Source organism: Streptomyces sp. ACA25 (assembly GCF_028200735.1).
GTDB lineage: Bacteria > Actinomycetota > Actinomycetes > Streptomycetales > Streptomycetaceae > Streptomyces.
This window is the reverse complement of the sequence record NZ_JAQKPV010000016.1, coordinates 92,672-101,887: the sequence shown is the minus strand read 5'-3', so window position 1 is coordinate 101,887 and position 9,216 is coordinate 92,672. Positions and strand designations below refer to the sequence as shown.

The 9,216-nt window shown below is 71.1% G+C and carries 7 protein-coding genes; 3 read left to right on the top strand and 4 right to left on the bottom strand.

The genetic code is table 11. The features are described from left to right. Nucleotides 1-7: 7 nt before the first annotated feature. Complete coding sequence (locus PJ985_RS21185; protein WP_271685473.1) at nt 8-1,516, bottom strand: SulP family inorganic anion transporter; 1,509 nt, start codon at nt 1,514-1,516, stop codon at nt 8-10. Between the two features lie 382 nt (nt 1,517-1,898). On the opposite strand from PJ985_RS21185, the gene PJ985_RS21180 reads away from it, so the two are divergent. Beyond that, nucleotides 1,899-2,279: a MerR family transcriptional regulator gene (locus PJ985_RS21180; protein WP_271685478.1), complete on the top strand. Its 381-nt coding sequence runs from the start codon at nt 1,899-1,901 to the stop codon at nt 2,277-2,279. Nucleotides 2,280-2,346: 67 nt separating this feature from the next. Here PJ985_RS21180 and PJ985_RS21175 read toward each other — a convergent pair whose 3' ends face one another. The 3 genes from PJ985_RS21175 to PJ985_RS21165 all read right to left on the bottom strand — a co-directional run bounded on the left by PJ985_RS21175 (nt 2,347) and on the right by PJ985_RS21165 (nt 5,536). After that, nucleotides 2,347-3,939, bottom strand: coding sequence for a peptide chain release factor 3 (locus PJ985_RS21175; RefSeq protein ID WP_271685472.1), 1,593 nt, complete (start codon nt 3,937-3,939; stop codon nt 2,347-2,349). Nucleotides 3,940-4,206: 267 nt separating this feature from the next. Continuing rightward, nucleotides 4,207-4,854, bottom strand: a complete 648-nt coding sequence (locus PJ985_RS21170) for a class I SAM-dependent methyltransferase (protein WP_271685471.1) — start codon at nt 4,852-4,854, stop codon at nt 4,207-4,209. A gap of 136 nt (nt 4,855-4,990) precedes the next feature. Beyond that, nucleotides 4,991-5,536, bottom strand: coding sequence for a hypothetical protein (locus PJ985_RS21165; RefSeq protein WP_271685470.1), 546 nt, complete (start codon nt 5,534-5,536; stop codon nt 4,991-4,993). A gap of 532 nt (nt 5,537-6,068) precedes the next feature. Here PJ985_RS21165 and PJ985_RS21160 point away from each other — a divergent pair. Together PJ985_RS21160 and PJ985_RS21155 are read left to right on the top strand one after the other, a co-directional pair. After that, nucleotides 6,069-7,787, top strand: coding sequence for a sigma-70 family RNA polymerase sigma factor (locus PJ985_RS21160; RefSeq protein WP_271685469.1), 1,719 nt, complete (start codon nt 6,069-6,071; stop codon nt 7,785-7,787). A 131-nt stretch (nt 7,788-7,918) separates the two neighbouring features. Next, nucleotides 7,919-9,193, top strand: a complete 1,275-nt coding sequence (locus tag PJ985_RS21155) for an FAD-binding protein (RefSeq protein WP_271685468.1) — start codon at nt 7,919-7,921, stop codon at nt 9,191-9,193. Nucleotides 9,194-9,216: the final 23 nt, after the last annotated feature.

Sequence of the window (9,216 nt, the reverse complement as noted above, 5' to 3'; positions counted from 1 at the left end):
GGCCGGGTCAAGTTGACTGGCTGGTGAGTTGGCCGCCGAGTCGTTCGCGGATGGCGGCGCTGTGGGTGTTGAGGCCGATGATGGTGACGCGTTTGCCGCGGGCGGCGTACTTGGTTTCGACGGCGTCGAGGGCGGCGACGGAGGAGGCGTCCCAGATGTGGGCGCTGGAGAGGTCGATGATGACGTCGTCGGGGTCGTCCTTGTAGTGGAACTGATAGACGAGGTCGTTGGAGGAGGCGAAGAAGAGTTCGCCGGTGACGGAGTAGACGACCTGGTTGCCGTCGGGGTCGATGACACCGGAGACGTTCGCGAGGTGGGCGACGCGGCGGGCGAAGGCGATGCAGGCGGTGATGACGCCGGCGATGACGCCGATGGCCAGGTTGTGGGAGAGGACGGTGACGGCCACGGTCACGGTCATGACCACGGTTTCGCTGATCGGCATCCGCTGCAGGGTGCGGGGGTTGACCGAGTGCCAGTCGAAGGTGGCGAAGGCGACCAGGATCATCACGGCGACCAGGGCGGCCATCGGGATCTGGGAGACCACGGGTCCGAAGGCGATGCACAGCACCATGAGGAAGACCCCGGACAGGAAGGTCGACAGCCTGGTGCGGGCTCCGGAGGTCTTCACATTGATCATGGTCTGGCCGATCATGGCGCAGCCGCCCATGCCGCCGAAGAAGCCGGTGACGACGTTGGCGACGCCCTGGCCCAGGGACTCGCGGGTCTTGTTGGAGTGGGTGTCGGTGATGTCGTCGACGAGCTTGGCGGTCATCAGCGATTCCATGAGCCCGACCAGGGCGAACGCGAAGGCGTAGGGGGCGATGATGCCCAGTGCCTCCATGGTGAGGGGCACATCGGGCAGGCCGGGCACCGGCAGGGCCGAGGGCAGCTCGCCCTTGTCGCCGACGGTGGGCACCACCAGGGCGGCGGCGATGGTGATCACGGTGAGGATCACGATCGACACCAGCGGGGCGGGCACCGCCTTGGTGATCCGGGGGAAGAACACCATCATCGCCAGACCGGCGATCACCAGCAGATACACGGTGACGGGGACGTTCTGCAGTTCCGGCACCTGGGCCAGGAAGATCAGGATGGCCAGCGCGTTGACGAAACCGACCATCACGCTGCGCGGGACGAACCGCATCAGCTTCGCCGCGCCCATGGCGCCCATGGCGATCTGCATCAGGCCGCCCAGGATGACGGCGCCGATCAGGTAGCCCAGGCCGTGCTGGTGGTTGAGGGGCGCGATGACCAGTGCTATGGCACCGGTGGCCGCGGAGATCATCGCCTTGCGCCCACCGACGACGGAGATGACGACCGCCATGGTGAAGGAGGCGAACAGGCCGACGCTGGGATCGACGCCGGCGATGATGGAGAAGGAGATCGCCTCGGGAATCAGCGCCAGCGCCACGACCAGACCCGCGAGGACCTCGGTACGGAAGACCTTCGGCGACAGCCAGTCAGGACGGGACAGACGCAGACGCGGCCGGGAGGCCGTCGGGGTTTCGGCGGACATGCATCCGATCTCTGTTCGGGCGCGCAGCACGGCTGCGCGCGTCGTGCGCGACGTGCGAGGAAAAGGAGGCCCGGCAGGAGCCGCCGATGTGCAACGGCGGCCGGTGACGGGGTGGACAGCCTGCGGCGGCTGTCAGTCGGGCATCATTGCCCGGAAGTCTGCGGGCGTCGGTTCCGCAGCGGCCCGTGGGGTGGGCGCTGCGGGTTCACCCGAGATCCAACTCTACCCTGACGTGAGAGGTGGGTAGGGTCCTGTTCTGTGAATACGAGGCAAAATTGGCCTCACGGCCTGTGATTCATCTCACGGGATACGCTTGACCTTGAGAAATGTGAAGACGACCTGACACCTAAGGGGTGTGCCTGTAGTGGCAGACGAGCGGCAGATGCAGATCGGGCAGGTCGCCGAGCGGACCGGACTGTCACTGCGCACCATCCGGCACTACGAGGAGATGGGCCTGGTCAGCCCATCGGCCCGGAGCAAGGGCGGATTCCGCCTCTACACCGATGCGGACGTCGACCGCCTGATGGTGGTGCGCCGGATGAAGCCGCTGGACTTCTCGCTGGACGAAATGCGGGAGTTGCTGGCGATCACCGACCGGCTCACTGCGGAGGATGCCGGAACGGAGGAGCAGGAGCAGCTCCGGGAGCAGCTGAGCGGTTTCCACCGGATTGCCGAGGCCCGCTGCGAGAAGCTGCGGGCGCAGCTGCGGTCGGCTGAGGACTTCGCTGCCACCCTGCGCCGCAGGCTCGACGGCGAGGGATGAATAACGGCGGCTGCGGCCGGGGCCCTGCCGGCACCGGCACGGTGCCGGCAGGGCCCCAGGAGGTTTCTCAGCCGGTGCCGTGGGCGGCGATCAGCGGCTCGAGGGGTGAATCGGGGAACTCGCGCTCGAAGGAATTGATGTGCCAGCGGCTGGGGAAGAGCGCCAGCACCACCTTGTCCTTCACCCGAAGCATCGACTCGCCGTGCACCAGCCGGGAGCGGTTCAGCGCCTCACCCCCCGCCGCGTCGGTGGCCCTGGCCACGCTGTAGCCCAGCGACTCCAGCCGCACGGGAGCCGAGAACTCGAATTCCATCCGGTGGCTCACCACGTCGAACTGCATGGGCCCCACCGCCGCGAGTACCGGTGCCTGTTCCCCGCGGATGTCGGAGACCAGCACCTGCACCACGCCTTCCTCGTCCAGCTGGGCGATGCCGCGCCGGAACTGTTTGGTCTTTCCGATATCCACCGGCCGCACCACCGCGAAGTGCTCGGGGGCGAACGTCGGCATGGGCGGAAACTCCACCCGCTTCCCGTCGTAGAGGGTGTCGCCGACCCGGAGGGCCGCCGCGTTGACCAGCCCCACCACATCTCCGGGATAGGCGGTGTCCACCGAGGAGCGGTCCTGTCCGAAGACGCTGTGGGCGTACTTGGTGGCGAAGGGCCGGCCGCTGGCGGCGCGGGTCACGGTCATGCCGCGCTCGAAGATGCCCGAGCACACCCGCACGAACGCGATCCGGTCCCGGTGGGACCGGTCCATATTGGCCTGCACCTTGAAAACCAGGCCGGAGAACGGTGCCTCGAGCGGACGGTGGCCACCGTCGGACTGCTCCCGGGGGCCGGGCGGCGGCGCGAGGTCGACCACCGCGTCCAGCAGCAGGCGCACGCCGATGTTGGACAGCGCGGCACCGAAGAAGACCGGCGTCGACTCACCCGCCAGGAACGTTTCGGGATCGTGCCGGGCACCGGTTTCCCCCAGCAGCTCCAGTTCGTCCGTGGCCCGCTGCCAGTCCTCGCCCTCCTCCTCGGCGGCTCGGTCGGCCGTGACGGCCTCCTCGATCGCTTCCTTCGCACCCCCGGGCGTGCGGGTGTAGCGCAGCATCCGGCCGGGCTCCCGGACGTCCACCAGGCCGCGGAGGTCGCTGGCGATGCCCACCGGCCAGGTCACCGGGGTGGGAAGGAGCCTGAACTCCTGCTCGATCTCGTCCAGCAGCTCCAGGGCCTCACGGCCGGGCCGGTCCCACTTGTTGATAAAGGTGATCACGGGGATGCCGCGGTGCCGGCACACGTCGAACAGCTTGCGGGTCTGCTCCTCCAGCCCCTTGGCCGCGTCGATCAGCATCACCGCGCAGTCCACCGCGGCCAGCACCCGGTAGGTGTCCTCCGAGAAGTCGGCGTGGCCGGGGGTGTCCAGCAGATTGAGCACCAGGTCCCGGTAGGTGAACTGGAGCACCGCGGAGGTCACCGAGATCCCGCGGGTCTTCTCCATCTCCATCCAGTCCGACGCCACTCCGCGCCGGTCACCTTTGCCGTGCACAGCCCCCGCCGAGGTGATGGCCCGGGCGTGCAGGGCCAGCGCCTCGGTCAGTGTCGACTTACCCGCGTCCGGGTGACTGATCACGGCGAACGTACGCCGCCGCGCCGCTTCCTCCGCCGCGTTCACCGCGCCCCCTCACATCGCACCGCTGTCTCCTGCCACACCTTGCACAAACCGGTCACCTGCTCCTCGTACTGCTGCGATCCCCCCTCGGCCGCACGACCATGTCACAGTGCGGCAGCGCAGCGGAACCGCGGCTGCGGCGCAGCCGCCGGAAGCCAGGAGGGAGCCGTCCCGCGGCGCGGCACCTCGGCGACGACCGTCCGGGAACCCATTCTCGCGCACCTCTCCGCCGTTCCCGCCCGGTCTGCGATTCCCCGTGAACCTCAGGTCTCAGGGGCGAACCGCCGTGCCGAGCACGTGGTCGGCGGCGGGAAGGAACAGCCCGCTGTCCGGGAAGCGGAACCGGTCGAGATCGTTGAGGACGAATCCGGCCGCGTCGACGGCAGCCGTGGTGTCCCGGCCGGTGTGGCAGCCGCCGCACAGCCGCGGCCAGAACGTCGCGTCCACGCAGCGCTGCACCCGCCGCTTGCCCTGGGTGCCCGCCTGCACGTGCTCGAAGAACCGGAGCTCTCCGCCGGCCCGCAGGACCCGGCGCATTTCGGTGAGCGCGGCCCGCTGATCCGTCACCGAGCACAGGACCAGGCAGGCCACCGCGGCGTCGAAAGCGCCGTCGGGAGCGGGTAGCGCTTCGGCCAGCCCACCCGTCACCGTCACCGGAACCGCGACGCGGTGGGCGGCCACCGCGGCGAGCGCGCGGAGCCGGGGTTCCGGCTCGACCGCCACCACCCGCGACACCTGTGGCGGGTAGTGCGGAAAGTTCAGGCCGTTTCCGGCGCCCACCTCGATCACCGTGCCGGACAGCCCAGCCAGCAGCCGACGGCGGTGCTTGTCGCCCCCCGCCCGTTCCAGGGCCGGCCCGGCCACCCGCGCGTAGAGGCGGGCGAACACCGGGTGGCCGCCCTTGGACCGCCGTGCCATGCCGTGCCCCCGTTCCTGTCGCTCTCGTACGCGTGGCTCCTGCCTCCCGGCTTCGCGCCGGGTGCGGCAAGGAAGCGCCCGAGCATGTCACGGAACGCCGGGCCGGGACGCCCCGGCGCTCCGCCCCGTTCCGCCGTCAGCCCGGGGCGAAGACCTGCATCGCGCGTGCGGTACGCAGCGCGTCCACGGTGTCGGCCTGCCTGTCCACCCGGTCCAGGAGCCAGTCGATCCGTTCGGGGTCCAGCCGCTCCTCGTGCGCCGCGACCCGCCGCAGAATCCGCCACAGCGACCTCTTGCCCTCCAGCCCCAGCCTGAGTGCCTCGAGCTCGACCACGGAACTCAGAGGAGAACGTCCGATGACCCGGCCGTTGAACTTCAGCCGGCTCAGCTTCTCCACGGCCCACCCCGCGTAGACCTTGGTGCGCCTGGCCGGCAGCTCGAGAGCTTCCATGATGTCCAGCAGATGGGCCCGGTCCTCCGCGATCTCGGAGGCGATCTGCTCGAGTTCCTTGCCGCCCTCCAGATGGCGCTGGGTGGCGACCACGCGCCGCGCGAGCTCCACACCTGTCGTGGATCCGGACAGGTGGTCGTTGAGATAGACACGGAGCAGCGCCAACGAATCGCGACCCTGCCGGGTCCCCGGGCCGGTCCGCACCTTGGTGTCACCGTCGCTGTGCGTCACTGATTCCTCCCATGTCCGGATTCCCGGGCAGCCTCACCCGGAAGCCAACGGGTACCCCCGGACACCCTGGCGAAAGCTCACCCGCTGATCGTGCGAATCGGGCACATTCCACCGGAGGGAGGGCCGTGTCGAGGTGGAAATGTGCCGCAAACGTGTCGCTGGCGGGCGCCCTCTGCCATCGGTCCGGAAGAAATGCGTCGCAGAGGGCTGTTCAATGGGCAGGTGACCGCGTAGACCGGAGCGAGTGCCGTACAGGATGCCTGCGCAGAAGGTCAGTTGGGCCCAGGACAGGCCCTGTACCGTGCATGGGCCGGGGCCGTTCCGGTGCGTGGCGAAGGGCCCGGGCATGGAGTGGGGCGTATCGGACTGATCCGCCCGGGTGACGGATCGGTGAGAGGCGAGCGGTGAACGCGGCACGAGGACGGGGACGCCGGACGGGGAGCGGGGGAACCAGGGAGGACCGTGGTGACGCCCGGTCGCTTCGGGTGCAGCGCGGGGGAAGCCCGTACGGGAGGCGGAGCCGGAGGTGTTCGTGACGGAGAATGCGGAACCGTTGTCCGACCTCGCCCTGATCACGCGCACACGTGACGGCGACGACAGCGGGTTCGAGGAGCTCTACCGGCGGCATGCGGAATCCGTACGGCGCTACGCCCGGCTGTGCTGCCGGGACGCGCAGACCGCGGAGGACCTGACCGCGGAGGTGTTCGCCCGCACGTTGCAGCGGCTCCGCTCAGGTGGTGGGCCGGAGGCGTCCGTGCGGGCCTACCTGCTGACGACCGTGCGCCGGGTGGCCGCTGCCTGGGGAGCGGGCGGACGGCGCGAGCAGCTGGTGGACGATTTCCCGGAAACCGCGGACCCGACGTCCGGCCCGGCCGAGTCCCCGTCCGAGGCGTCGGCGATGCGCAAGGCAGACAACGCCATGGTGGTACGGGCATATCACAGCCTGCCGGAACGCTGGCAGGCCGTCCTGTGGCACGTGGTGATCGAAGGGGAGCCGCCCCGGAAGGTCGCGCCCCTCCTCGGGCTGAGCTCCAACGCCACCGCGGTGCTCGCCCATCGCGCCCGGGAAGGGCTCAGGCAGGCCTACCTGCAGGCGCATGTGAGTGAGCGTCTGACGGATCAGGAGGAATGCCGGGGTTACGCCGGGCAGTTGGGGGAGTACACCCGTAAGACCCCGCGTTTGCGCGGATTCCGCCTGCTGCGACGACACTTGGGGGAGTGTGAACACTGCCGGGCCGCCCACCTGGAACTGGTGGACGTCAACGCGCGTCTGCGGGACCTGTTGCCGGTGGCCTTCCTGGGCTGGTTCGCCGCCCCCTACCTGACGGGAGCGGCGAAGGCCGGGGGAGCCGGGGCGAGCGGAGGGTACCTCGTCGGCACCGGCGCGGTCGCGGCCGAGGCCGCCCCGGCCGGCGCGGCGATCGCGGGGGCGGCCGGGGCGGGGGCGGCCGCAGCGTCCGGCGGCGTGTTCGGCAAGCTGGCCGTCACCGCCACCTTGGCCCTGGCGGCCGGGGTGGCGGTCAACGGCTCCCAATCGACTCTCGAGCGCGGCGTCCCGGGGGACCGCAGGGACACCGTCGTCGAGACCACCGACAGCCACCCGTCCGGGCTTCCGTCCGGGGAGAACGCCGAGGAGGCGCAGCGGGAGGGGCCCGGGGCGCACCCGGAGGAGGAGATACCCCAGGGCCGGGGGGACCGCCGCTCGGACTGTCCTCCGTTCCCCGCGGAGGCCTCGGCGGAGCGGGCTGCGGAGGACTGTCCCCCTGCCGGGAGCTCCGATTCCGGCAGGGCACCGGAACCACCCGAACAGGCGGGGAGCGGGACGCTTCCCGAGCAGGCCGAAGGGCGTCCCGAGGCCCCGGCTCCGATACAGCAGGACGCCGGGCAGGGCAATGCTCAGGGGACTGCTGCGCAGGGGGTGTCCGGTCCGGAAACCGCTGCGCAGGGCCGGCCCGCTCAGGGGGCGTCGTCCATCCCGGCGGGCGTTCCCGCCGCGCAGGGTGGGGCCGCGCAGGGTGGGGCCGCTGGGGGTCGGGCCGCTGGGGGTGGGGCCGCGCAGGGCTCCGCTGCGCAGGGCACCGCTGCGTCGCAGGGCTCCGCTGCGCAGGGCTCCGCTGCGCAGGGCTCCGCTGCGCAGGGCTCCGCTGCGCAGGGAAACCCGGGAGCGGCTACCGGTTCTCCGGGAGGGGGCAACCCCGGGCCGCCGTCCGGTGCGCCGGACGGCGGCGCCGGGGGCGAGCCAGGACGCTGAGCCGGACCTCCCACCGGCCTGTCGTCCGGGACGGCGTTCCGGTCAGGCAGACTGTCCGGGACGCTTCACCACGGCCCGGGGCGGAACGTGTCCCGCGTGCGCCCGGAACCCTCCGCAGATCAGGACCACAGATGCTCTCCACCGGGGCCCCGACGAACTGGGCCGGCAACATCGCCTTCGGACCCGCCCGTGTGCACGCTCCGGCCTCGGTCGCCGAGGTGCAGCGGACAGTGTCCGCCGCCGCACGGGTCCGGGTGCTGGGCACCGGCCACTCGTTCAACCGGATAGCCGACACCGCCGGGGACCTGATCCGGCTGGACGGCCTGCCCAAGAGGGTGGAGATCGACGCGACACGCGCCACGGTGACCGTCGCCGCCGGCATGCGCTACGCCGAGGTCGCCGAGCCGCTGCACGCCGCAGGCTACGCACTGGCAAATCTGGCGTCCCTGCCGCACATCTCTGTGGCGGGTGCCTGCGCCACCGGGACCCACGGCTCCGGTGACACCCAGCGCGGGCTGGCCGCCGCGGTCCGGGCGATGCAGCTGGTCGGCCCCGAGGGGGACCTCCACGAGGTGAGCCGGGACGCCGATCCCGAGCTGCTGAGCGGCTCGGTGGTCGCGCTCGGCGCGCTCGGCGCCGTTGTCGGTATGACCCTGGACATCGAGTCGGCGTTCGAGGTGGCTCAGCTGGTCTGGACCGGTCTCCTGCTGGACCGGGCGGCCGAGCACTTCGACCAGGTGTTCAGCGCCGCCTACAGCGTGAGCCTGTTCACCGACTGGCAGCACGAGGGCGTCGTGTGGCGGAAGCACCGCACCGACCGGGACCGCCACTCCTTCGCGCAGCCCGGGGAGTCGTGGCTGGGAGCCCGGGCCGCCGACCGGCCGCACCACCCGGTGCCCGGCATGCCGCCCGCGTACTGCACCGAACAGCTCGGTGTTCCGGGCCCCTGGCACGAACGCCTGCCGCACTTCCGGCCGGGCTTCACCCCCAGCCGTGGCGAGGAGCTCCAGTCCGAGCTGCTGCTTCCCCGCTCAGCCGCACCCGCGGCCTTCGCCGTCCTGCGACGGATGAGCGCCCGCATGGCTCCCGTCCTGCAGGTGTCCGAAGTGCGCACTGTCGCCGCCGACGATCTGTGGCTGAGCCCCGGATACGGCAGGGACTCCGTCGCCCTGCACTTCACCTGGGCCAGGGACCCGGCCGCGGTGCTCCCGGTGATCGCGGCGATGGAGGAGGAGCTGATGGTGCTCGGAGCGCGCCCGCACTGGGGAAAGCTGACCACGGTGGAGCCGGAACGGGTGACCGCCGGGTACGAGCGGGCCGCCGACTTCGCGCGCCTGCTGCGCGAACAGGACCCGGGCGGGAAGTTCCGCAACCCCTTCGTGGACCGGCTCTGGCCCGTCGGCTGACCGGCCGGCCGGGGAGCACGCCC

What these genes read in the sequence shown, in the direction of transcription:
- PJ985_RS21185 (WP_271685473.1), bottom strand. Translation starts at nt 1,516, where the DNA reads ATGTCCGCCGAAACCCCGACGGCCTCCCGGCCGCGTCTGCGTCTGTCC.
- PJ985_RS21180 (WP_271685478.1), top strand. Translation starts at nt 1,899, where the DNA reads ATGCAGATCGGGCAGGTCGCCGAGCGGACCGGACTGTCACTGCGCACC.
- PJ985_RS21170 (WP_271685471.1), bottom strand. Translation starts at nt 4,854, where the DNA reads ATGGCACGGCGGTCCAAGGGCGGCCACCCGGTGTTCGCCCGCCTCTAC.
- PJ985_RS21155 (WP_271685468.1), top strand. Translation starts at nt 7,919, where the DNA reads ATGCTCTCCACCGGGGCCCCGACGAACTGGGCCGGCAACATCGCCTTC.